The following is a 20,711-nucleotide window of genomic DNA, read 5'->3' as shown; positions in this document are numbered from 1 at the left end:
GCGTGTTTCACTTGATTTCCCCGGGCGGCTCTTTAGCTTCCACAGCTAACCGATTGGCGGCCGAAGGCAATAATGGCGCATCTCGCGATGATCTCTCCGGCTTTGGTCAGCCATCTTGCGGTGCATCTGGCCACCGCCGAGGTGCTGATGCGGCGGGGGCACCGGGTGACGCTGATCGCGCCACCGCGTCTGGCGCAGGTTGTGTCCGGGATGCCCGCGCATCTGCGCCCCGAGCGTCTGCCGGACTTGCTGCCGCTGGACGGCCCGCCCATGGCCCCGCCGCAGGGGATGCGCGCGCTGCTGGCCCATGTGGCGGCTGAAACGGCGGCCCATTGCCGCCAGACCCCCGACCTGCTGGCGCGCATCGGCGCCGATCTGGTGATCGCCGATCAGATGGAACCGGGCGGCAGCCTTGCGGCCGAGGCTGCGGGCCTGCCGCGCGCGACGCTGGGCGCGGCCCTGCCGGTCAACCGCGAGCCCGGCCTGCCGCCCGCCTTTGTCGGCTGGGCCTATGCGACCGGCGCGCGGGCGGAAAAGAACTATGCCGGGGCATGGCGCGTCACTGACTGGCTGATGGCGGCGCAGGGCCGGGCGCTGGCGCAGGGCTGCCGCGACCACGGGCTTGCGTCGCGCGACCGGCTGTCGGACTGGGTCTCGCCGCTCTGCGACGTGGTGCAGGGGGTGGGCGCGCTCGATTTTCCGCGCCTGGCCCCGGGGCCGGGATTTCGCCGGGTGGGCGCGATCCGCCGGCCTGAACCACCCGCGCCCCTTCTCGACACCGGCGGGCGTATGGCGGTCTTTGCCTCGGTCGGCACCTTGCAGCCGGGGAAGGCGGGCCTTTTGCGGCGGATCGCGGCGGCGGCGGCCGATCTGGACCTGTGCCTTGTCCTTGCCCATTGCGGTGCCCTGACGCAAGCCGAGGCGCAGCGCCTGCCCGGGCGCCCGATCGTCGCGGATTACTTTGCCCAGCGCGGGGTGCTGGCGCAATGCGCGGCGGCGATCATCCATGGGGGGTTCAACACGGTGCTTGATGCTGCGGCGCATCGGGTGCCGATGGTCGTGCTGCCGCTTGCCTATGAACAGCCGGGGATCGCGGCGCGGGTCGCGCGCGCCGGGGCGGGCGTCGTGCTGCCGCGCTGGGGCAGGGGCCGCGCCGCGCTGCGCCATGCGCTGGAACAGGTGATCCGGGATCCCGGCTTTCGCTGCGCGCTCGACCCGGCGGCAAGCCAGCTTGCGGCGGCGGGGGGCGCGGACGGGGCCGCCGACCTGATCGAGCGGTTGTTGCCCGCCGCCCTGAGCGCCGCATGACCGACGATACAGCGACACCCGACGTTCTGATTGCGGGCGCGGGCCTTTCGGCGAGCCTTACCGCGCTGTGCCTTGCCGCGCGTCGGCCGGGGCTGCGCATCCTGCTGCTCGACCGGCGGGCGGAACCGGGCAGGGACCACACATGGTCCTTTCACGATCCGGACGTAACGCCCGAAAGCCGTGTCTGGCTCGCCCCCGCCATCGCCCATCACTGGGCGGGGCAAGAGGTCCGCTTTCCCGCCCATCGCCGCAGCCTGCCCACCGGCTACAACACCGTGACGCCCGGGGCGCTGCGGGACGCGGTCGCCGCGCAACCTGACATCACCGTCCGCCGGGCCGAGGTCGCCGCGGCGGCGGCAGATGCCCTGCACCTGTCGGACGGCACCACCCTGCGCGCGCCCCTGATCCTTGATGCACGGGGCCAGCGCAAAAGCCCGCATCTGGCGCTTGGCTGGCAGAAATTCACCGGCCTTGAACTGCAGGTGCCGGACGGCCACGGGCTGCGCCACCCGGTCATCATGGACGCGACGGTCGCGCAGCGCGACGGCTACCGCTTTGTCTATTGCCTGCCCTTTGGCCCCGACGGCCTTCTGGTCGAAGATACGCGCTACAGCGATCATGCGACGCTCGACGCGGCCAGTTGCGCCGCCGACGCCATGGCCTATGCGCAGGAACAGGGCTGGGCGGGCGCGACCGAGTTGCGGCGTGAAAGCGGCGTGCTGCCGATTGCCCTTGCGCTCGATGCGCGCGCGCTCTGGTCCGCACAGGCAGGTGGGGCGGTGCCGATCGGGCTTTCTGCGGCGCTGTTCCACCCGGTGACGGGCTATTCGCTGCCCATGGCCGTGCGCGCGGCCGAGGTGATCGCGGCCAGCCCGCGTCTCGACACAGCGGATGTCATGACGCGGCTGCGCGATTTCGCGCTGGAACGGGCGCGCGAACAAAGCTTCCTGCGGCTCCTGAACCGGATGCTGTTCCGGGGCTGCCCGCCCGATGAACGCTATCGCCTGCTGGAACGGTTCTATCGCCTGCCCGTGCCCGTGATCGAACGGTTCTATGCGGACCGCCTCACATGGGCCGACCGGCTGCGGATCGTGACCGGCCGTCCGCCCATCCCCTTGCATCGCGCCGCCGCCTGTCTGGCCGAGCGGCCCCTTCTTTCGGAGACCAGAGAATGACCGAACGCAGTGCCGCCGTGATCGGGTCGGGTTTCGGCGGGCTTGCCCTTGCCATCCGGCTGCAAAGTGCGGGCATCGCAACCACGCTTTTCGAAGCGCGGGACAAGCCCGGCGGCCGCGCCTATGTCTGGCATGATGAGGGCTTCGTCTTTGACGCGGGCCCCACGGTCATCACCGACCCCGACGCGCTGCGCGAGCTTTGGGACCTGAGCGGTCGCCGGATGGAGGATTACGCGCCGCTGGTGCCCGTCACGCCCTTTTACCGGCTGGCCTGGGAGGACGGCACCCATTTCGACTATGACAACGACCAAGGCTCGCTGGATCGCCAGATCGCCGCGCGCAACCCGGCCGATGTGGAGGGATATCGCCGCTTTCTCGACTACAGCCGCGCCGTCTATCGCGAAGGCTATGAGAAATTGGGGATGGTGCCGTTCCTGCGCTTTGCCGACATGGTGCGGGCGGCACCGCAACTCGTGCGGCTGCGGGCGGATCGTTCGGTCTATCAGGCGGTCGCGCGCTTCATCCAGGATGAAAAGCTGCGCATGGCCTTTTCCTTTCACTCGCTTCTGGTGGGCGGCAATCCGTTCGAGACCTCGGCGATCTATGCCCTGATCCATGCGCTGGAACGTCAGGGCGGCGTCTGGTTCGCCAAGGGCGGTACGGGGCGGCTGGTCGATGGGATGGCGCGGCTTTTCACCGATCTGGGCGGCGATCTGCGCCTGAACACGCCGGTCGCGCGGATCGAGACCGAGGGCAGCCGCGCCCGCGCCGTCGTCACCACCGCCGGAGAGGTCGTGCCCGTCGACATGGTCGCCTCGAACGCGGATGTGATGCACAGCTATCGCGATCTCTTGGGGCAGACCCCGCGCGGGCAGGCCGAGGCGCGGCGGCTCGACAAGCGCCGCTGGTCGATGTCGCTTTTTGTGATCCATTTCGGGCTGCGCCGCCGCCACGACCACCTGAAGCATCACACGGTGCTTTTCGGCCCGCGCTACCGCGAACTGGTGCGCGACATCTTTCGCGGCAGCGGCCTGCCGGACGACTTTTCGCTCTATCTGCACGCGCCCAGCGTCACCGATGACAGCATGGCGCCCGAGGGCTGTTCGAGCTATTACGTGCTCTCACCGGTGCCGCATCTGGGGCAGGCCGATATCGACTGGGCAGTCGAGGGGCCGAAATACCGCGACCGCATCCTCGCCTATCTGGAGGAACGCCATATTCCGGGTCTGCGCGACGATCTCGTGACCTCGCGCATCTTCACGCCCGCCGATTTCCGCGACGAACTGGCGGCGCATCACGGCTCGGCCTTCTCTGTCGAACCGATCCTGACCCAGAGCGCCTGGTTCCGCCCCCATAACCGCGATGCGGAGATCGGGAATTTCTACCTCGTGGGCGCGGGCACGCATCCCGGCGCCGGTATCCCGGGGGTGGTCGGTTCGGCCAAGGCCACGGCAGGGCTGATGATCGCTGACAGCGCGGCCGGGTGACCAACCATGGGTGATGCGGCGCTGGAGGAGTGGGCACGCGCCCAGATGGCCGCGGGGTCGAGCAGCTTCGCCATGGCGGCGCGGGTCATGCCGCGGGCTGCCCGGCGCGATGCGATGCTGCTCTATGGCTGGTGCCGCCACTGCGACGACATGATCGACGGGCAGGACATGGGCGGCGCCTTGCGCGAACCGCCGCAGGCGGAACAGCTTTTGCGGCTTGCGCGACTGGAGGATCAGACCGCCGCCGCGCTGGCGGGGGCAGATGGTCTCGACCCGCCCTTCGCGGCGCTGGCCCGGGTCGCCGCGCGTCACGACTTTCCCGATGCCTGGCCCCGCGATCTGCTGGAGGGGTTCCGCTGGGATGTCGAGCGGCGGCCCTTTGTCAGCATCGAGGATACGCTGCGCTACAGCTATCATGTCGCCGGCGTGGTGGGGGTGATGATGGCGCGGATCATGGGGGTGCGCGATCCGGTGGTGCTGGACCGCGCCTGCGATCTGGGGCTCGCGTTCCAACTGACCAATATCGCCCGCGATGTGCAGGAGGATGCGCGCGCCGGCCGCGCCTATCTGCCGGCTGACTGGCTGGCTGAGGCGGGGGTCCGGCTTGACCCCGAAGCGCCGGATCCGGCGGTCTTTCCGCTGGTGCTGCGCCTTCTGGACATGGCCGAACCCTATTACGCCTCGGCACGCGTGGGCATCCGCGCACTGCCGCCGGGTTGTGCCTGGGGGATCGCCTCGGCCGCGCGGATCTATCGCCAGATCGGGGTCCGCCTGCGTCAGGCGGGGCCTGCGGCGCTGTCGGGCCGCGTCTCGACCGGAACGGGGGAAAAGCTTCGTCTTGTGGTCAGCGGCCTGGGCGACGCGGCAGCAAGCCGCCTGCCGGCCCGCGAAACGCCGCGCGAAGGCCTGTGGACCCGGCCGCGAAGCCCGGGCGATCAGACATCCTGACGGGGGGAAACCTCGGGCCTCAGCTCCGGTCGGATGGACTTGTTGCCCTGCAACTGACGCTTCAGGTCCGGCACGGGCGGCGCATAGATAAAGCCGAAGGACACGCAGCCCTCGCGCCCCTCGACCGCGTGATGCAGCCGGTGCGCCTGATAAAGACGGCGCAGATAGCCCTTGCGCGGCACATAGCGGAACGGCCAGCGCTGATGCACCAGCCCGTCATGCACAATGAAATAGATCAGCCCGTAAAGCGTCACGCCGGTCGCGATCCACGTGAGCCGCCCCCACCAGAGCGATCCGGCCGCGAAGAGCGCGATGGCCACGACCGCGAAACAGACCGCATAGAGGTCGTTCTTCTCAAACGGCCCGTGGGTTTCCTCATGGTGCGATTTGTGCCAGCGCCAGCCCAGGGGGCCGTGCATCACCCAGCGATGGGTCGCATAGGCGACGAATTCCATCAGCGCGACGGTGCCGAGAACAAGCAGGACATTTATCAGGACGTTCATGCCGGAAGCCTCCGTGCCAGCATCTGCCCGACATAATCCCGCAAGGGTCCGACGTCCAGCCCGGTTTCCGTGAGGGCCGTTTCGACCTCGGCCACCCGGGCGGCGTAAAGCGCCGCGATCTGGGCCCGTTCAAGAACCTGTGTCAGGGCCAGCCGCGTGCCATCCCGCTGGGTGGTCTTGCCATGCGCCGCCTCGGCCTCGGCGCCGGCGGCGAGGTCGATCAGATCGTCATAGGCCTGAAACGCAAGCCCCAGCGCATCGGCGAAACGGCAAAGCGCCTCGGTCTGTGGGGGCGGCAGATCGGCCAGCGCAGCCACGGCCCGCACCGATGCGAGAAACAGCGACCCGGTCTTGAGCCTGTGCGCCACCGTGACCGCGCCGACGCCGCCCGACGGATCGCCGTGCAGGTCAAGGTCCTGTCCCGCGCTCAGCCCCGCATGGCCGACCGACCCCGTCAGCAGCGCGACAATCGCCGCCCGCCGGTCCGCCGGAATATCGGCCGAAGTCGCGACCACCTCATAGGCCAGCGACAAAAGCGATATGCCGGCCAGCACCGCCACGCTTTCGCCGAACTGCGCATGGGCACTGGCCCGGCCGCGCCGCAGGGGCGCGTCGTCCATGCAGGGCAGGTCGTCAAAGATCAGCGAGGCGCCATGCAGCATCTCGATCGCCGCCGCGAGGTCGAGGGCCGCCGCGCGCGGCACATCCGCCGCTTCGGCCAGCAACAGCACAAGGCCGGCCCGGAACCGCTTGGACGGCGCCATCAGGACGTAATCCATCGCCTCGATCAGGCGCGGGGCTGGGCCGGAGGCAGGCAGGCGGGCCGCAAGCTCGGTCTCGAACTGGTCCAACAGGCCGAGGGCCGGAGTCGCGCGGGGGCGCGAAAAGGCTTCGGTCGTATCTCGCAAAAGTCTCTCCCTGGTGGCGGCCGCTGCGGGCCGTCCTCTTGGTTGCGTGACATGATGATACGGGATTGTCCAAAATCAACGCAGAGAATTGTGCAGCCCGGTCACGTTTCACGGATACGTGTGATCCTGCGCCCATCCTGACACGAAAAACGAACATGAACGAGCGTAATTATTGAAGAACGCGCATCTTTGCCCGCGCATCGTTCCGATCCGGACGGGCCAGCGACGGTGGAATGGCGGCGCGCCGGGCTGCGCATGATCCGCCCGGTGCCGAAACCCATCGGCAGTATGTGCGGCAGGAACGCCCTCGACAACGCCCGGCGCGTCGAAGGTCTGGCCGCATGGAAACGGGCCGTCAACGCGACGATGCGCAGCGGGCTGAGCGCCTTATATCCCTGGTCCGGTGAAGTTGGCTGGGGCGGTAGGATTCGAACCTACGGTACACGGTACCAAAAACCGATGCCTTACCACTTGGCCACGCCCCAACTCTGCGGCGGTATTTAGCCAAGGGTGCGGGGTGCCGCAAGACCAAAATCACGCGAAATGTGACATTAATCACGTGAAATGTGACATTGTCCGGAACGGCGCGGACCGGTAAGCCGGGGCCATGGAAAACCTTGATGTCATAGTGCTTGGGGCGGGTGCCGCCGGTCTTTTCTGCGCGATCGAGGCGGCGCGGCGGGGGCGTCGCGTCGTGGTTCTGGATCATGCAAAGGCGCCCGGCGAAAAGATCCGCATCTCGGGCGGGGGGCGCTGCAACTTCACCAATCTCCAGATCGCGCCGGAGCGATTCCTGTCGCAGAACCCGCGCTTTGCGCTTTCGGCGCTGCGGCGCTACACGCAGCACGATTTCATCGCCCGGGTGAACGCGGCCGGAATCGCGTGGCATGAAAAGACGCTGGGGCAGCTGTTCTGCGACGGCTCGGCCCGGCAGATCGTGGACATGCTGCTGCGCGATCTTGCAGCGGCCGGAGGGGTGCTGCGGCTGGGCGTGGCCCCGCGCGAGATCGGCCATGACGGCAGCTTTGTGGTCCGGACCGACGACGGCGGGTTCCGTGCCCCGCGTCTGGTCGTGGCGACGGGCGGCAAGTCGATCCCCAAGATGGGGGCGACGGGCCTTGGCTATCGCATTGCGGAACAGTTCGGGCTGCGGCTGGTGGAAACGCGGCCGGGGCTTGTGCCGCTGACCTTCGGGCCCGAGGTTCTGGAACCTTTGCGCCCCCTCGCCGGCATCTCGGTCCCCGCGCGGGTGTCCTGCGGCAAGGCCGGGTTTCAGGAAGGCCTTTTGTTCACTCATCGCGGCCTCTCCGGGCCCTCGATCCTGCAGATATCTTCTTACTGGCGCGAGGGGGACAGCCTGCGTGTCAACCTTGCCGCGGATCGCGACGTGGCCGCGGATCTTGCCGCGATCAAGGCGTCGCAGGGGCGGATCGCGGTCAAGACGGCGCTGGCGCGGATCCTGCCCGAACGGCTGGCACAGGTGGTGGCCGAGCGGCTGGCGCTGAAGGGCAATCTGGCCGACCAGCCCAAGGCGGCGATGGCCGCATTGACCGCCGCCGTGACGGAGTGGGAGGTCAAGCCCAACGGGTCCGAGGGCTACCGCACGGCCGAGGTGACGCTGGGCGGCGTCGACACGCGCGATCTGGACGCCCGCACCATGGAGGCGCGGGCGGTGCCGGGCCTTTATTTCATCGGTGAGGTGGTGGACGTGACCGGCTGGCTGGGTGGCTACAACTTCCAGTGGGCCTGGTCATCGGGATGGGCGGCGGGGCAGGCGGTCTGACCCGCCCCGCAGCAGGTCAAAGCGTCTGGTCGTAATCGCCGACCGAAGGCTCGGTCCGGATCACCGCGTCGATATCCTCGAAAATCGCGCGCAGTTCATCGTGGCTTTCGGGGCTTTCGCAGACGACCACCAGGTTCGGCGTGTTGGACGAAGCCCGCACCAGACCCCAGCCCCCGTTGTCGAGGATCACCCGCGCGCCGTTCACGGTCACCACCGTCTCGATCTTGCGGCCGCCGAGGGTGCCGCCCTCATCCGCACGCGCGACGAGCTTTTCGACCAGCCGCTCCAGCACCTGATATTTCTCGCCATCGGCGCAATAGGGCGACATGGTGGGCGAGGAATAGGTGACGGGCAGGGCCTTGCGCAGGTCGGAGAATTTCATCTCGGGGTTGCGGTCCATCAGCTTGCATATCTCGACCGCGACGCGCATCCCGCAGTCGAAGCCGCGCCCGATGGCGCCCGACAGGAAATAGTGGCCCGACTTCTCGAACCCCGCCAGCGCGCCGATCTCGCGCACCCGGCGCTTCATGTGGCTGTGGCCGGTCTTCCAGTAATCGGCCTTGGCGCCATGTTCCTTCAGCACCGGGTCCGAGGCAAAAAGCCCGGTCGATTTCACATCGGCCACGAAGGTCGATCCCGGATAGATCTTGATCAGGTCGCGCGCCATGATGACGCCGACCTTGTCGGCAAAGATCTCTTCACCCTCATCGTCCACGACGCCGCAGCGGTCGCCGTCGCCGTCAAAGCCAAGCGCAAGGTCCGCGCCCGAGGCTTTGACCGCATGGGCCATGTCATGCAGCATTTCCAGCGCTTCGGGGTTCGGGTTGTAGTTCGGGAAGGTGTAGTCGAGCTCATTATGCAGCGGCACGACCTCGGCACCCAGACGGCGCAGCAACTCGGGCGCAAAGGCCGACGCGGTGCCGTTGCCTGTCGCGCAGACGATCTTGAGCGGGCGCGACAGTTTGAAATCGCCCGCCAGATCGTCGAGATATGCCTCCTTGACGCCATCGACGAATTCATAGCGTCCGCCCGCGCGCGTTTCGCCCAGGCCGCCCATGACGATGTCGCGCAGTTCGGCCATTTCATCGGGGCCATGGGTCAGCGGGCGGTCAAAGCCCATCTTGACCCCCGTCCAGCCGTTCGGGTTGTGGCTGGCCGTGACCATCGCCACCGCCGGCACATCCAGATGGAACTGCGCGAAATAGGCCATCGGCGACAGCGCCGGGCCGATATCCTTGACGTGGATGCCTGCCTGCATCAGCCCCAGCACCAGCGCGTTCTTGATGGCGAGCGAGTAGTCGCGATAGTCGTTCCCGACCGCGATCACCGGCTCCAGCCCGCGCTTGTGCATCTGCGTGCCAAGGCCGAGGCCAAGCGCCGTCATCCCGGGCAGGTTGATTTCCTGCGGATATTTCCAGCGCGCGTCATATTCGCGGAAACCGGTGGGCGCGATCATCGCGTCGCGCAGGAAGGACCAGGTGTTCGGCGTGACGGAAGGGATGGGTTTCATCATGAACTCTCGGCTTGTTTCGGTCAGAGTCGGTATGGGCAGAGGCGGTTTGGTCAGGTCGAAATCGGAAGGGGGTCAAAGGCGGATCGGGCGGGCCTTGGCCAACGCGTCAAAGGCGGCAAGGGTTTCGAGAACCCGCTCCATCTGGTCGAGCGCGATCATGTTCGGCCCGTCCGACGGCGCGCGGTCCGGGTCCTCATGCGTCTCGATGAAGACGCCGGCGATGCCGAGACTGACGGCCGCGCGCGCCAGGACCGGCGCGAATTCCCGCTGCCCGCCCGATGCGCCGCCCAGACCGCCGGGCTGCTGCACCGCATGGGTTGCGTCCATGATGACCGGATAGCCAGTGGCCGCCATCTGCGGCAGCCCGCGCATGTCGGTGACGAGGGTGTTGTAGCCGAACGAGCTTCCGCGCTCGGTCAGCAGGATGCGTTCGTTTCCGGTCGAGGCGACCTTGGCCGCGACATTCGGCATGTCCCAGGGGGCAAGGAACTGCCCCTTCTTGATGTTCACCGCCGCACCGGTTTCCCCGGCGGCCAGCAAAAGGTCGGTCTGGCGGGACAGGAAGGCCGGGATCTGCAGCACATCGACCGCCTCGGCCACGGGCGCGCAATGGCCCGGTTCATGCACGTCCGTCAGTACCGGGCAGCCGATGGCCGCGCGGATGCCCGACAGGATTTCGAGCCCCTTGTCCATCCCCAGGCCACGCCGGCCCGAAAGCGAGGTGCGGTTCGCCTTGTCATAGCTCGCCTTGAACACATAGCCGAGGCCGAGCGTCGCGCAGATCCCGGCCATGCGGCCCGCGATCATCTGGGCGTGATCCGCGCTTTCGAGCTGGCAGGGGCCGGCGATCACCGTCAGCGGCAGGTCGTTTGCGGCCGTGACCGGGCCGATCGCGACCCGCTTCATTTCAGTCGTCATGCAGATACCTGTTCCCTCAGCACCGCCGCTGTCAGCGTCAACATCAGGAATATGCCGCCGAAGATCAGAAAGACCAGCGCCGTGTTCTCGACCGCGCGGGGATAGGTCGCCTCATCCGGGGCGACGGGGCTGACGCCCAGCGACAGATAGCGCACCTGCCGGTTCGCCTCGATCCGCGCGGTTTCAAGCTGTTGCAGCGATTGCGCCAGCATCATCTGGCGCGTCTGCACATTGGACTGGGCGACGACAAGCTCGCTCTGGATACGGGCGAGCGAGAGGCCGCCCTCGCTGCCGTCCCGCGTCAGGCGTGACCGGACCGTGGCGATCTCCGATTCAAGCGAGGCGATGCGGCGTTCCAGCGGGTCGACCCGGGCCCGGTTCGGGTTCGGGTTGGCCAGAAGCTCCTGCAGGGCAAGCCGGTCCTGCGTCAGCTGCGTCTCAAGGTTGGAAAGCTGGGTGGTCAGAAGCCCGACCTCCATGTCGCTCGACAGAACCTCGTAGGATTGCTGCAGCTCGACGACGCGCTGCTGCGCCTCCAGCATCCGTGCCTCGGCATCCTCATGGCTGGCGATGGCGCCGCTCATCTGGTCTTCGCGCAGGCGCTGGGTCAGCTGGTCGACCTGTTCCTCGGCATAGCGGATCAGGGCGAGCGAAAAGTCGCGCGCCATGGCCGGGTCCGCGGCGATCACCTCCATCTTGATGACGCCCTCGGTCGGGTCATAGCCGATCCGCACCATCCGCCGATACAGGCGATAGGCGGATTCGTTCGTCGCATCCGGGGCGAGCCGGTGGATCGGGTCGATGCTCTCGGCCGAGAAATGTTCGCGGAACCCGAGTTCCTGATCCAGCCGCATCATCGCCTCACGCGATTGCAGATAGCCCTGCACGGTCACGGAATCCTGCGAGGTCGCCAGCCCCGAGCCGGAAAAGAGCCCGCCAAGCGCCGAATGCGACGCCCCGTCCGCCTGCTGGATCACCATTTCGGTATTGGTCGCGTAAAGCGGGGTCGCCACGCGGAAGTAATAGAACCCGCCGATGATCGTCGGGATCAGAACGAAGAAGAACAGCTGCGCCACCAGCAGCACCATCCGCCGGCGCCTGCGCCGCGCGATGTCGCGCTGGATCTGCAGGATCTGGCGCGCACGCTCATCCTCGGCCGAGGGGGCCGAGGGGCGACCCGGCGGGGACGGGGGCGCGAATTTCTGCGGCAGCCGGTCGCCATCGAGCCGCAGCACATCGGTCCCCGGACCTGCGGCCAGAAAATCCTCTTCGGCCGCGTCGTTCCTGCGGTTGCGGCGCGGTTGCGGGGGTTTCTGCGCCTCCGCCTGCTTTTCATCGGCCTTTTGGGCGGGTGCGCCCTTCTTTTCCGCCGAGGCCACGACCTTGAGCGCCTGATCCCGGTGGAACGGGTCGATGCCCCGGGCGCGCAGCAGGCGCACCGCGTCGATATCCGAGGCGGGCGACAACCCTTCCTTTTCGGCCAGTTGCATCGCGCGGGCCAACTGACGGTCGGTCAGCCCCTCGGCCCGGATCGCGGCCAGTTCGGCCTCACGCTCGGACGCATCCTGTGCTGCGGCGTCGGCTGCGCCGGTTCCGGGCGCGGCCTGGTTGCCTTCGGCTCCCGTGCGCCCGGTGCGGAACCGCTTAGCCCTGGGTTTGATAGTCATAAAGCTCTTTCGCCTCTTCCAGCGTGTCGAACATATGAAGTTGGCCATCCCGCAGGACAGCGGCGCTGCGGCAGAACTGTTCCAGCGTGGCCGATTGATGCGACACGATCACGACAGTCGAATTGTGCAGCCTTTCGCGCAGGATGGACCCGGCGCGCTGGTTGAAATGCACGTCGGTCGTGGCGGGCATCCCTTCGTCGATCAGGTAGATGTCGAACTCGATCGCCAGCAGAAGCGACAGGTTGAATCGTGACTTCATCCCCTGGCTGTAGGTGCCGACGGGCATGTCGTAATATTCAGCGATGTCGCAGAGCCAGCGCGAGAACGCCTCGACATAGTCGGGGTCGAGCCCGTAGAGCCGCGCGATGTAGCGGGCGTTTTCCTTGCCGGAATGTCTGGCGATCACCCCGCCCATGAAGCCCAGCGGGAAAGAGATGCGGCACAGCCGGCGGATCGTGCCCTCATCGGGTTTTTCCAGCCCCGCCATCATGTTGATGACGGTCGTCTTGCCGGTGCCGTTCGGTGCAAGAATGCCAAGCGAATTGCCAAGCTCGACCCGGAACGACGCACGGTCGAGGATCACCTTCCTCTGTTTGCCGGTCCAGAAGGATTTGCTGACATTGGTGAATTCGAGCATTCGATACAACTTTGGCGCATTAAGCGCGGGACATGTAATTGCCGGACATACATATTTCCCGACGACCCATTATGCGCCAAGGCCGTATCCGTTGACAACCGTCGTGTTGCACTGCGGCATTTGCCCGCCTAGGCCATCTGCCACAGGCTGCCCGCAATAACGGCACCGCCAAGCGCGATGCCGAGATAAGCGGCAAAGACGCGGGGTTTGACCAGCGCCCAGACTGCCACCGCCGCCGGGATGCAGCTGATGCCGCCGGCCACGACAAACGCCATCGCCGCGCCGGGGCTCATGCCCTGTTCGACCATCCCGGCCACCAGCGGGACCGCCGCATAGCCGTTCAGATAGGCGGGTGCCCCCACCAGCGCCGCCAGCAGCACGGGCCGCAGACCCTCGCCGCCAAGCGTCGCGACGATCATCTCGGCCGGGACATAGGCAAGCATCAGCGATTGCAGCAGATAGGCCAGCGCCAGCCACTTCAGCAGAAAGAGGAACTGTTCCGCTGCGGTCCGTCCAAAGACCGTCCGGCGGCCCGCGTCCGTCCAGAACCGCCATTCGGGGCGCACCGTCAACCCGCGCGGGGTTCCGCCGCCACAGCAGGACGCCTTCGGCGCCGGTCCCTTGCGCAACGGATCGGCAAAGACCGGGCTTGCCGCAAAGGCGCGCACGATCAGCCCGCCGCCGATCCCGATCCCGATGGCCGCGGCGGTCTTCGCCAGCGCAAAGTCGAGCCCCAGCCCGCCCGCCGTCACCGCGAACATCGCCGGGTCCATCAGGGGCGAGGCGAGCCAGAGCGCCATCACCGCCGAAAGGGGCGCCCCCAGCGCCAGCAGCGCGGCGATGAGCGGTATGATCTCACACGAGCAGAACGGCGCGAGGCCGCCCACCATGGCCGCGAGCAGGATCATCCGCAGCTCATGCCCCTGAAAGGCGCGCGCGACCAGCCCCTCGGCCTCGGCCGCCTTGAGCCAGGCCACCGCGATCACCGCAAAGAGGATATAGGGCAAGGTCCCCGCCAGTGCCCCGGCTGCGCCGACAAGGGCGGGGCGCACCTGCATCGGATCGAAGAGCGCCAGCAGGACCGGAATGGCAAGAATGGCGATCACCACCTTGTCGACGCCGCGTCGCGCGCCATGACCGTGGTCGTGACTGTGATCAGGACTGGGGTCGTGATGCCCGTCGTGGCTGTGTGAACCGGCGTCAGCCATGGATGTGATCCTCATGCGGGGTGGGGCTGTCGGCGCAACATTCCGACAGCAGGAAATCGGACAGGCGGCGGATGCCGGCATGGGCCGCCGCGCAGATGATCTGGCGCCCCTGCCGTTGCTGCGTCACCAACCCCGCCTGCGCCAGCGTCTTGACGTGGAAGGTCAGAGTCGAGCCGGTGATGCCGCAGCGCGCGCCCAGATCGCCGATGCTCAGCCCCTCGGGGCCGGCGCGGACGAGGGTGCGGAGAACGGACAGGCGCTGTTCCGATCCCAGTGCAGCAAAGGACAGGGCGGCTTCTTCGGGGGGGAGGACATGGTTCGCTTTCATGATTCTATAATTATAGAAATATCGATTCGTCGCAATCCCTTTTCTTCTGCCCCCGCTTTTCTTCTGCCCCCGGTGCACCTAGCTGGGGGCCATGACCCTGACCGACGAGATCACTTCCTGCCGCCTGTGCGCCGGGCGCTTTGCCGCCACGGCGACCGCCCATCAGCCCCGGCCCGTGCCGTGGTTCCGGCCCGGCGCGCGTATCCTGATCGCGGGGCAGGCGCCGGGAATGCGGGTGCATGCGGCCGGCCGGCCCTTTGCCGATGCCTCGGGCGTGCGGTTGCGCGGCTGGCTGGGGATGACCGAGGCCGAGTTCTATGACCGCGACCGCGTGGCCGTGGTGCCGATGGCCTTCTGCTTTCCCGGCTATGACGCCAAGGGCTCCGACCTTCCACCGCCGCCGCTTTGCGCCGCGACATGGCACGACCGGGTGATGCAGGCGATGCCCGGCCTGCGGATGATGCTGCTGGTCGGCGCCTATTCCCAGCGCTGGCATCTGAAAACCCGCGCAAGCGTCACCGAAACCGTCAGTCGCTGGCGCGACCATGCACCGTCGCGCTGGCCCTTGCCGCATCCGTCCTGGCGCACTACGGGTTGGGCCCGGAAAAACCCGTGGTTCGAGGCCGAGCTTCTGCCCGAACTGCGCGCCCATCTGCGAAAGGTCCTGGATGATGACGCCGCTTGATACCGTCCATGCCGCGATGGAAACGGCGCCCGAGGACGATGCAGCCCGGCTCCGGTTCTATGAACGTCTGGCCGATGGAGAGCTTTTCCTGCTGCTGGAAAGCGAGGCCGAGGGCGAGACGCTGACGCCCCGGGTGTTTTCTCTCGAGGATGGCGATGTCGTGCTGGTCTTTGACCGGGAGGACCGGCTGGCCGAGTTCGTCGGCGCCCCGGCGCCCTATGCCGCGCTGCCGGGGCGGGTGGTCGCGCGGCTGCTGGCGGGGCAGGGGATCGGGCTGGGGCTCAACCTCGGGGTTGCGCCGTCCTCGATGATCGTGCCGGCGGATGCGGTGGACTGGCTGGCGCAGACGCTGGGCAACGCCCCGTCCGAGATCGAGGCGCGCCCGGAAGAGGTTCTGCCGCCCAAGGGCCTGCCAGAGGCGCTTTTGACCGCGCTTGACGCCAAGCTCGCGCGGGCGGGCGGGCTGGCGCGCTTTGCCTATCTCGCGGCGGTCCGGTATGAGGGCGGGCGCCATGGCCACATGCTCGCCTTCATCGACGCGGCCGATGGTGCCGAGGGTCCGCTGGCCCGCGCCGCCGCCGAGGCGCTGACCTTTTCCGGCATCGAGGCCGGCGAGATGGACGTGGCCTTCTTCAAGGCGCATGAACCCGTCGCGGCCTCGCTAGCGCGGGCCGGGCTGCGGTTCGACCTGCCGGAGCCGGAGCTGCCGGGGTCCGCGCCGCCACCTCCGCCGGGAATGGACCCGACGAAGCCGCCGAAACTGCGGTGAATTTTGGGGTATCTTGATACCTATTTTTTAACAATATGATTTTGCTACCTTTTATATGGCATGTAACACTTGACGCGAAACTGACGTACTGTAGAACACCGCCATCCTGGGCGGGCCTTGGCGCGCCTTCTGACCGTTTCTCTCGAAATAGGGCGAGCAATGAAAACCTATACCGCAAAACCGGCGGAGATTGAGAAGAAGTGGATCCTGATCGACGCCGAAGGCATCGTTCTGGGCCGCCTCGCCTCTATCGTCGCCATGCGCCTGCGCGGCAAGCACAAGGCGACCTTCACCCCCCACATGGACATGGGCGACAACGTTATCATCATCAACGCCGACAAGGTGCAGATGACCGGTAACAAGCGCAACGACAAGGTCTATTACTGGCACACCGGCCATCCCGGCGGGATCAAGCAGCGCACCGCGCGCCAGATCCTCGAAGGCGACCACCCCGAGCGCGTGATCGAAAAGGCCATCAAGCGGATGCTGCCCGGTGGCAAGCTGTCGCGCCAGCAGATGACCAACCTGCGCATCTATGCCGGCGCCGAGCATCCGCATGAGGCGCAGCAGCCCGAAGTGCTCGACCTCAAGCCGCTGAACCCGAAAAACACGCGGAGCGCATGATCATGGCCGAAGACATCAAATCCCTCGACGATCTGAAGTCGGTCGTTTCGGGCACCCCCGCCGCCGAGGCCGAGGCCCCCCGTGAACCCGTGCGCGACGCACAGGGCCGTTCCTACGCGACCGGCAAGCGGAAAGACGCGGTCGCCCGCGTCTGGATCAAGCCGGGCAACGGCAAGGTCATCGTGAACGGCAAGCCGATCAACGAGTACTTCGCCCGTCCCGTGCTGCAGATGATCCTGCGCCAGCCGTTCCAGGTCGCCAATGTCGAAGGCCAGTTCGACGTGATGGCCACCGTCAAGGGCGGCGGTCTGTCGGGTCAGGCCGGTGCGGTCAAGCACGGCATCTCCAAGGCGCTGCAGCTTTACGAACCCTCGCTGCGCGGCGCGCTCAAGGCGGCAGGCTTCCTGACCCGCGACGCCCGTGTGGTCGAGCGGAAGAAATACGGTAAGGCCAAGGCCCGCCGGAGCTTCCAGTTCTCCAAGCGTTAAGCCGGAACCTGCATCACAGCAGGCAAGTTTCTGGAAAGGCCCCGCAATTCTGCGGGGCTTTTTCGTTTTTCGCGCAGGCCCAAGCTGGAGGCTGGAAGGCGAATCTCACGCGGATCGCAGGCCCCTGAAGCGCATCCTGCTTGGGGCATTTGGGCGGATGTGAGGGCGCAAGGGCTGCGCTTTTTTCATGGCGCAGCGGCTTTTTTCGGGCTCAGCTTGACGGTCGGTTTACCGATCTGTGCAAGGGTGACCGTGCCCATCAAGAATCGCCAGGCATCCGCGCCCGCCCAGCCGCTTGCCTGTCGGACCGCCAAGTTCAATCGACCGTTCAACCGGAGCAACAGATCACGAGGAAATGTAGTCCACAAGATTGACGAAGACCGTGCTGATTCGTCATGCTGCCGCCAGAGCAGTCAAGACCAGAGACCAAAAATGGCCCGTCTTACCGATTACCACAGCCCCTTTGGGGGGCCTTCCCTTGGTATGCGCAAGAACGCCGAGGGGTATGAGATCTACTTTGACGATGGCGTCGCGCGCCGGCTGATCTGGCGGGTTGCAAGCCCGGGGATCAGCGAGCATCGGCTCGGGGACGCGCTGCGGTCAGCGATCCACCAGACGAGGGTTCTGCCCGCGCTCTACGCCGAACTTCGCCAGCGCGGCATCGCGATCGAGAGCGTCTTTCGCTGAGGCGGGGCCTCAGGCCGGAATTGTCCCGAGTAGCGTCAGGCCCCGATCAGTTGTGCAGCCGGGTGCTGTAACTGAGCGTGACGGGAACGCCCTTGCGGCCTTCTGGCCGCAAGCAATCGCGACCTAAGCGCCAAACGCGCGGGAATGTGGTTGAGGTGCCATTTCTGAGCATCGCGTGTCCCGTGAACCCGTCGCGCAGAGAAGGTGTTGCGGAAGGACCGTCAATCGAGATCAGCCCGGCCCGGGCGTGAAAAGACCGCGGTGTGTTCTGCAGGTTGTCATAGCCAATCAATGAGAGGCCGCGTACGGGATTAGCTGATCGCACAACCCGTTCCCGATCTCGCTATAGGCAGACCCCCCCGCGCGCGGGACTTACGATTGCGACAGGCGCCGGGCCGGCCCGGACCGAGGCACACTCCCTGCGCGCGCTGGACTTGCGGCTACCAGTCCACCCGCCCATCATCTGCATCGGCATACCTCCCGCGCAAGGGACTTACCCGCTGGATACACAGGCACCGGCGCTCGCCAGGGCAGAACCCCGCGCACGGGACGAACTGGTGCGAGAAGGGCTGCGGCGCGGCGCGTAGTGGAACGAAAGCTCCGTCTATGTGCAGCATATGCCCGCCCGAGGCCGCCAGCATGAACAGTGCCGCATCAGTTCCGCGAGCGCGGGTGGGACATACGTCATGAGGGCGTGGTGATCCTCCCCGACGCCGCGTCAGCCCGCGTGCTGCCGGACATACGCTTCCATCCGCGCCCGGAGCGGGGCAGGATCAGTCAATTCCGAAAGCAGGCGGATTTTCAGAAGCGATCCTGCTAGACGGCTGCAGATCGGGAGACGTATCAACTCCGCGGGTTCGCGGGGTACACTGCGGGAGGTGACATCGATGATCATGAACCCCGCGGTTTCGGCCGGTCGGCCATTGGCCGAAGGTATTTCCGGCTGGCAGGAGCGGTTGCTTGCGCATTTCGTGGCCGGTCGATGGCAGATGCCGCTCTCGGTCCGGATAGCGGCTGTTCCCGGGTTCGGTACGGCGCGGGTGGTTCGCGCGGGGGCGGGTGATGTTCGTCGAGCGCGGGTGCGGCTGGGAGAGGTCGGCGGATCGGCTGGTTCGCAGCTCGCGGAAGGTTCCGATCCCGAGGGGGCAGCAGATGAACGAGCGCGGCTTCTGGCGGAACTCTCCCATCAGATCGCAGGGTTCGTGCCATCTGCGGCTGGTGACGCGCCCCGGCCCGAGGCGAGCGAACCCGATCAGGGGCTTGAGCCTATCGCCGGCTGGGGTCGCATCTGGCCGGTCGATCACCCCGGCAGCATGATTCCCCCACCAACGAACCGGTCCCAAGTCACCGAACTTGCCCCTGTTGCGGTGTCCGGGTTTTCGCAAAGCATGCCGGTCTTGCTTTGTCAGCTTCGGGAACCGATCGCACCGGAACCGCTGCTCATCACGGTTTTGCCCTATCTGCGGGCCGGGCAGCCGGTTCTGATCCTTGCGCGGCCCGTCGCTGCGATCCCGGCGTTTCTTGTCGTCCGGGCCCTCGACCGTTTTGGGATGGGCCGCAGCCTTGCGCTGCTTTACCGCTAGCTGTCGGGCGGCAGCAGGCCCAGCCCGCGCATGTAGATGCCGATGCCGGTTTCCAGCAGATCTTCGGGCGAAAAGGGCGTGCGGGTGCCGGGCGCGGCGCGGGCGTAAAGCTCGACCACGCCATGGCTCATCGCCCAGATATGGGCCGAGAACATGGCCGCCGGCGGGCGTTTTTCGCGCGGGATATGCTGCGACAACGCCTCGGCCGCGCGTTCCAGAACCCGGTTGGCCCGGGCGGCGGCGGCGGCGAGTTCCGGGGTCTGGCTGTGGGAAACCCCGCTTTCGAACATCGCCATGTAATGCCCCGGATAGCGCCGCGCGAAGGCGAGATAGGCGCGACCCGTCGCCTCGAACGCCGCCAGCGCCGAGGGCTGGCCCTTGTTGAAGGCGTAATCCATCAGGTCCGAAAAGATCTCGAACCCCTGCGTCGCACATTCGGCGATCAGATCCTCGCGCCCGGCAAAATGGCGGTAGACAGCCGCGGGCGTGACGCCGGCAGCCTTGGCGGCCTCGGAGAGCGTGAAGCCCTGCGGACTTTTTTCGCGGATCAGTTCCAGCGCGGCCTCGACCAGCGCCTGGCGCAGGTTGCCGTGGTGATAGCCGCGCTTAGGCATCGGTCGCTGCGCGGATGTCGGGCCCGCCGCAGATCGCGGGATCGGGCCCGCCCACGACGCCCATGTCCCGCCCGTCATAGGCGATGACCGACAGCACATGCCGGATCACCGCCAGCCGCGCGCGATACTTGTCGTCCGCCAGAATGACGGTCCAGGGCGCAAAGTCGAAATGGCTGCGGGCGAGCGTATCGGAAATCGCCGCGCTGTAGGCATCCCATTTGCGCAGGCCCTCGACGTCGATCGCGCTGAGCTTCCATTGCTTGAGAGGGTCCTGTTCCCGCGCCAGCATCCGCCGCAGCTGTTCCGCCCGCCCGATCTCGAGCCAGAGCTTCACGAGATACATGCCCTCCTCGACCAGCATCGCCTCGACCGCCGGAAGCTGGGTGAAGAACCGCGCGCGTTCCGCCTCGGTGCAAAAGCCGAAGACCGGTTCCAGAACGCCGCGGTTATACCAGCTGCGGTCAAAGAGGGTCATCCGGCCGGCCTGGGGCAGACGCTCGATATAGCGCTGGAAATACCATTGCCGCGCCTCGGCATCGCTGGGTTTGTCCAGGGCCTCGATCCGGGCCACGCGGGGGTTGAGGTTGGCCGTGAAGCGGGAAATCGCGCCGCCCTTGCCGGCGGTATCGCGCCCCTCGAAGATGATGACCACGCGCGCGCCGGTCGTCCTGACCCAATGCTGAAGCTTGACGAGTTCAAGCTGGAGCGCGCCCAGCTCTGACTCATAGGCGGCCTTGTCCATCCAGCGCGGATAGGGGTAGCCGGGCGTCACGATGTCCTTGTCCCGCGCATCCTTCAGCGCGTCGCGCACCGGTGGCGGCGCGCCCCGGGCGAGGTAGTCGGAAATCGCACCGTCGAAAGGCAGGGTCATGGCGGCT

Annotated in this window: 21 protein-coding genes and 1 tRNA gene; 11 read left to right on the top strand and 11 right to left on the bottom strand. The window is 66.9% G+C overall.

Annotated features, from left to right (window positions below; all coding sequences use genetic code 11):
- Positions 1 to 72: 72 nt before the first annotated feature.
- From ACFSGJ_RS07180 to ACFSGJ_RS07165, 4 genes are read left to right on the top strand one after another with little or no spacing between them, the layout of a single operon-like run.
- Complete coding sequence (locus ACFSGJ_RS07180) at positions 73 to 1,308, top strand: glycosyltransferase (RefSeq protein WP_390260308.1); 1,236 nt, start codon at positions 73 to 75, stop codon at positions 1,306 to 1,308.
- Entirely contained in the window at positions 1,305 to 2,483 is a 1,179-nt protein-coding gene (crtY, locus tag ACFSGJ_RS07175; protein WP_390260307.1) for a lycopene beta-cyclase CrtY, read from the top strand. Before ACFSGJ_RS07180 ends, crtY begins: the two co-directional genes overlap by 4 nt.
- Complete coding sequence (locus ACFSGJ_RS07170; RefSeq protein ID WP_390260306.1) at positions 2,480 to 3,970, top strand: phytoene desaturase; 1,491 nt, start codon at positions 2,480 to 2,482, stop codon at positions 3,968 to 3,970. The genes crtY and ACFSGJ_RS07170 overlap by 4 nt, the downstream gene beginning before the upstream one ends.
- 6 nt (positions 3,971 to 3,976) lie before the next feature.
- Entirely contained in the window at positions 3,977 to 4,918 is a 942-nt protein-coding gene (locus tag ACFSGJ_RS07165) for a phytoene/squalene synthase family protein (protein ID WP_390260305.1), read from the top strand.
- Here ACFSGJ_RS07165 and ACFSGJ_RS07160 read toward each other — a convergent pair.
- The 3 genes from ACFSGJ_RS07160 to ACFSGJ_RS07150 form a co-directional block, all read right to left on the bottom strand.
- Complete coding sequence (locus ACFSGJ_RS07160; protein WP_390260304.1) at positions 4,906 to 5,421, bottom strand: sterol desaturase family protein; 516 nt, start codon at positions 5,419 to 5,421, stop codon at positions 4,906 to 4,908. The two genes, ACFSGJ_RS07165 and ACFSGJ_RS07160, sit on opposite strands and share 13 nt — an antisense overlap.
- Positions 5,418 to 6,329, bottom strand: coding sequence for a polyprenyl synthetase family protein (locus tag ACFSGJ_RS07155; protein ID WP_390260303.1), 912 nt, complete (start codon positions 6,327 to 6,329; stop codon positions 5,418 to 5,420). Before ACFSGJ_RS07155 ends, ACFSGJ_RS07160 begins: the two co-directional genes overlap by 4 nt.
- Positions 6,330 to 6,739: 410 nt before the next feature.
- A tRNA-Gln gene (locus ACFSGJ_RS07150) sits at positions 6,740 to 6,814 on the bottom strand.
- 122 nt (positions 6,815 to 6,936) lie between these two features.
- Between ACFSGJ_RS07150 and ACFSGJ_RS07145 the strand changes: the two genes are divergently transcribed.
- On the top strand, positions 6,937 to 8,112 hold the full coding sequence (locus tag ACFSGJ_RS07145; RefSeq protein ID WP_390260302.1) for a BaiN/RdsA family NAD(P)/FAD-dependent oxidoreductase: 1,176 nt from the start codon (positions 6,937 to 6,939) through the stop codon (positions 8,110 to 8,112).
- 16 nt (positions 8,113 to 8,128) lie between these two features.
- On the opposite strand, the gene ACFSGJ_RS07140 is transcribed toward ACFSGJ_RS07145, so the two are convergent.
- The 6 genes from ACFSGJ_RS07140 to ACFSGJ_RS07115 form a co-directional block, all read right to left on the bottom strand.
- Positions 8,129 to 9,625, bottom strand: a complete 1,497-nt coding sequence (locus ACFSGJ_RS07140; protein WP_390260301.1) for a phosphomannomutase/phosphoglucomutase — start codon at positions 9,623 to 9,625, stop codon at positions 8,129 to 8,131.
- A gap of 72 nt (positions 9,626 to 9,697) precedes the next feature.
- Positions 9,698 to 10,531, bottom strand: a complete 834-nt coding sequence (gene kdsA, locus ACFSGJ_RS07135) for a 3-deoxy-8-phosphooctulonate synthase (protein ID WP_390260752.1) — start codon at positions 10,529 to 10,531, stop codon at positions 9,698 to 9,700.
- Between the two features lie 8 nt (positions 10,532 to 10,539).
- The gene (locus ACFSGJ_RS07130) at positions 10,540 to 12,210 is read right to left on the bottom strand and encodes a KpsE/RkpR family capsule polysaccharide export protein (RefSeq protein WP_390260300.1); all 1,671 of its coding nucleotides are present in this window, start codon (positions 12,208 to 12,210) and stop codon (positions 10,540 to 10,542) included.
- The gene (locus ACFSGJ_RS07125) at positions 12,188 to 12,847 is read right to left on the bottom strand and encodes an ABC transporter ATP-binding protein (RefSeq protein ID WP_390260299.1); all 660 of its coding nucleotides are present in this window, start codon (positions 12,845 to 12,847) and stop codon (positions 12,188 to 12,190) included. Before ACFSGJ_RS07125 ends, ACFSGJ_RS07130 begins: the two co-directional genes overlap by 23 nt.
- Before the next feature lie 128 nt (positions 12,848 to 12,975).
- The gene (locus ACFSGJ_RS07120; RefSeq protein ID WP_390260298.1) at positions 12,976 to 14,055 is read right to left on the bottom strand and encodes a permease; all 1,080 of its coding nucleotides are present in this window, start codon (positions 14,053 to 14,055) and stop codon (positions 12,976 to 12,978) included.
- On the bottom strand, positions 14,048 to 14,383 hold the full coding sequence (locus ACFSGJ_RS07115; RefSeq protein WP_390260297.1) for an ArsR/SmtB family transcription factor: 336 nt from the start codon (positions 14,381 to 14,383) through the stop codon (positions 14,048 to 14,050). The genes ACFSGJ_RS07120 and ACFSGJ_RS07115 overlap by 8 nt, the downstream gene beginning before the upstream one ends.
- Positions 14,384 to 14,474: 91 nt before the next feature.
- On the opposite strand from ACFSGJ_RS07115, the gene ACFSGJ_RS07110 reads away from it, so the two are divergent.
- The 6 genes from ACFSGJ_RS07110 (at position 14,475) to ACFSGJ_RS07085 (ending at position 19,219) form a co-directional block, all read left to right on the top strand.
- Positions 14,475 to 15,068, top strand: coding sequence for a uracil-DNA glycosylase family protein (locus ACFSGJ_RS07110; RefSeq protein WP_390260296.1), 594 nt, complete (start codon positions 14,475 to 14,477; stop codon positions 15,066 to 15,068).
- The gene (locus ACFSGJ_RS07105) at positions 15,055 to 15,837 is read left to right on the top strand and encodes an SseB family protein (protein WP_390260750.1); all 783 of its coding nucleotides are present in this window, start codon (positions 15,055 to 15,057) and stop codon (positions 15,835 to 15,837) included. Before ACFSGJ_RS07110 ends, ACFSGJ_RS07105 begins: the two co-directional genes overlap by 14 nt.
- A 159-nt stretch (positions 15,838 to 15,996) precedes the next feature.
- Positions 15,997 to 16,461 carry a 50S ribosomal protein L13 gene (gene rplM, locus ACFSGJ_RS07100; RefSeq protein WP_390260748.1) on the top strand — a complete coding sequence of 155 codons (465 nt, stop codon included), beginning with the start codon at positions 15,997 to 15,999 and terminating at the stop codon, positions 16,459 to 16,461.
- Positions 16,462 to 16,463: 2 nt separating this feature from the next.
- Positions 16,464 to 16,949, top strand: coding sequence for a 30S ribosomal protein S9 (rpsI, locus tag ACFSGJ_RS07095; protein WP_390260295.1), 486 nt, complete (start codon positions 16,464 to 16,466; stop codon positions 16,947 to 16,949).
- 432 nt (positions 16,950 to 17,381) lie between these two features.
- Positions 17,382 to 17,636, top strand: a complete 255-nt coding sequence (locus tag ACFSGJ_RS07090; protein ID WP_390260294.1) for a hypothetical protein — start codon at positions 17,382 to 17,384, stop codon at positions 17,634 to 17,636.
- Positions 17,637 to 18,523: 887 nt separating this feature from the next.
- Complete coding sequence (locus ACFSGJ_RS07085) at positions 18,524 to 19,219, top strand: hypothetical protein (RefSeq protein WP_390260293.1); 696 nt, start codon at positions 18,524 to 18,526, stop codon at positions 19,217 to 19,219.
- On the opposite strand, the gene ACFSGJ_RS07080 is transcribed toward ACFSGJ_RS07085, so the two are convergent.
- Together ACFSGJ_RS07080 and ppk2 are read right to left on the bottom strand one after the other, a co-directional pair.
- Positions 19,216 to 19,833: a TetR/AcrR family transcriptional regulator gene (locus tag ACFSGJ_RS07080; protein ID WP_390260292.1), complete on the bottom strand. Its 618-nt coding sequence runs from the start codon at positions 19,831 to 19,833 to the stop codon at positions 19,216 to 19,218. The two genes, ACFSGJ_RS07085 and ACFSGJ_RS07080, sit on opposite strands and share 4 nt — an antisense overlap.
- On the bottom strand, positions 19,826 to 20,704 hold the full coding sequence (ppk2, locus tag ACFSGJ_RS07075; RefSeq protein WP_390260291.1) for a polyphosphate kinase 2: 879 nt from the start codon (positions 20,702 to 20,704) through the stop codon (positions 19,826 to 19,828). Before ppk2 ends, ACFSGJ_RS07080 begins: the two co-directional genes overlap by 8 nt.
- Between the last annotated feature and the right edge of the window lie 7 nt (positions 20,705 to 20,711).

This window comes from Halodurantibacterium flavum, from assembly GCF_042681825.1.
Lineage (GTDB): Bacteria > Pseudomonadota > Alphaproteobacteria > Rhodobacterales > Rhodobacteraceae > Halodurantibacterium > Halodurantibacterium flavum.
Note: the sequence above shows the minus strand (reverse complement) of the source record. Positions and strands in the feature narration are given on the sequence as shown.

What these genes read in the sequence shown, in the direction of transcription:
- ACFSGJ_RS07180 (WP_390260308.1), top strand. Translation starts at nt 73, where the DNA reads ATGGCGCATCTCGCGATGATCTCTCCGGCTTTGGTCAGCCATCTTGCG.
- crtY (WP_390260307.1), top strand. Translation starts at nt 1,305, where the DNA reads ATGACCGACGATACAGCGACACCCGACGTTCTGATTGCGGGCGCGGGC.
- ACFSGJ_RS07170 (WP_390260306.1), top strand. Translation starts at nt 2,480, where the DNA reads ATGACCGAACGCAGTGCCGCCGTGATCGGGTCGGGTTTCGGCGGGCTT.
- ACFSGJ_RS07165 (WP_390260305.1), top strand. Translation starts at nt 3,977, where the DNA reads ATGGGTGATGCGGCGCTGGAGGAGTGGGCACGCGCCCAGATGGCCGCG.
- ACFSGJ_RS07160 (WP_390260304.1), bottom strand. Translation starts at nt 5,421, where the DNA reads ATGAACGTCCTGATAAATGTCCTGCTTGTTCTCGGCACCGTCGCGCTG.
- ACFSGJ_RS07145 (WP_390260302.1), top strand. Translation starts at nt 6,937, where the DNA reads ATGGAAAACCTTGATGTCATAGTGCTTGGGGCGGGTGCCGCCGGTCTT.
- ACFSGJ_RS07140 (WP_390260301.1), bottom strand. Translation starts at nt 9,625, where the DNA reads ATGATGAAACCCATCCCTTCCGTCACGCCGAACACCTGGTCCTTCCTG.
- kdsA (WP_390260752.1), bottom strand. Translation starts at nt 10,531, where the DNA reads ATGAAGCGGGTCGCGATCGGCCCGGTCACGGCCGCAAACGACCTGCCG.
- ACFSGJ_RS07130 (WP_390260300.1), bottom strand. Translation starts at nt 12,210, where the DNA reads ATGACTATCAAACCCAGGGCTAAGCGGTTCCGCACCGGGCGCACGGGA.
- ACFSGJ_RS07125 (WP_390260299.1), bottom strand. Translation starts at nt 12,847, where the DNA reads ATGCTCGAATTCACCAATGTCAGCAAATCCTTCTGGACCGGCAAACAG.
- ACFSGJ_RS07120 (WP_390260298.1), bottom strand. Translation starts at nt 14,055, where the DNA reads ATGGCTGACGCCGGTTCACACAGCCACGACGGGCATCACGACCCCAGT.
- ACFSGJ_RS07115 (WP_390260297.1), bottom strand. Translation starts at nt 14,383, where the DNA reads ATGAAAGCGAACCATGTCCTCCCCCCCGAAGAAGCCGCCCTGTCCTTT.
- ACFSGJ_RS07110 (WP_390260296.1), top strand. Translation starts at nt 14,475, where the DNA reads ATGACCCTGACCGACGAGATCACTTCCTGCCGCCTGTGCGCCGGGCGC.
- ACFSGJ_RS07105 (WP_390260750.1), top strand. Translation starts at nt 15,055, where the DNA reads ATGACGCCGCTTGATACCGTCCATGCCGCGATGGAAACGGCGCCCGAG.
- rplM (WP_390260748.1), top strand. Translation starts at nt 15,997, where the DNA reads ATGAAAACCTATACCGCAAAACCGGCGGAGATTGAGAAGAAGTGGATC.
- rpsI (WP_390260295.1), top strand. Translation starts at nt 16,464, where the DNA reads ATGGCCGAAGACATCAAATCCCTCGACGATCTGAAGTCGGTCGTTTCG.
- ACFSGJ_RS07090 (WP_390260294.1), top strand. Translation starts at nt 17,382, where the DNA reads ATGGCCCGTCTTACCGATTACCACAGCCCCTTTGGGGGGCCTTCCCTT.
- ACFSGJ_RS07085 (WP_390260293.1), top strand. Translation starts at nt 18,524, where the DNA reads ATGATCATGAACCCCGCGGTTTCGGCCGGTCGGCCATTGGCCGAAGGT.
- ACFSGJ_RS07080 (WP_390260292.1), bottom strand. Translation starts at nt 19,833, where the DNA reads ATGCCTAAGCGCGGCTATCACCACGGCAACCTGCGCCAGGCGCTGGTC.
- ppk2 (WP_390260291.1), bottom strand. Translation starts at nt 20,704, where the DNA reads ATGACCCTGCCTTTCGACGGTGCGATTTCCGACTACCTCGCCCGGGGC.